At 41.0% G+C, this 564-nt stretch carries 1 protein-coding gene; it reads left to right on the top strand.

Annotation, left to right across the window (positions count from 1 at the left end):
- Window positions 1–564 (top strand): ABC transporter substrate-binding protein (locus tag ACFINU_RS10370; RefSeq protein WP_375619085.1); only part of this gene is annotated, 564 nt, incomplete at both ends.

Genomic DNA, 564 nt, shown 5'->3' on the forward strand with positions numbered 1-564 from the left:
CTTGATCGTGAGACACTTATGAAACACGAACAAGATGGTGATATGGGAAATCGCTATTTGGCAAGTCACGCTGCTTGTGTTGGTCCTTATCAATTAGTCAACTGGCGTTCTGGAGAGGCGATTTTGTTGCGTGCAAGTTCCTATCATTGGGGAGAGCCAGCAAAATTGAAGCAGATCTTAATTCGTCATATTGCTGAGCCTGGAACACAACGTTTGTTGTTGGAAAAACACGATATTGATGTGGCACGTAATTTGATGCCTGAAGATATAACAGATCTCCAAGTAACAACAGATATTAAGATTGAAAAAGTGTTGGCTCCATCTGTGATAATGTGGGGGTTCAATACGACAAATCCTATTTTTGCCAATGAAAAGGTGCGTTTGGCAATGCGTTATTTGATCGATTATGACACTCTGGGAAAGACTCTTCTTAAAGATGTTGGTATTCCACGGGCAAGCTTTATTCCCATCGGTAATCTTGGAGCTTTGGATGAAAAAGAAGGGCAACCCTTTAAACTTGATCTTGAAAAAGCCAAGCAGCTTTTAACAGAAGCAGGTTATCCA

Source organism: Bartonella sp. AC130YNZD, assembly GCF_042196865.1.
Taxonomy (GTDB): Bacteria; Pseudomonadota; Alphaproteobacteria; order Rhizobiales; family Rhizobiaceae; genus Bartonella.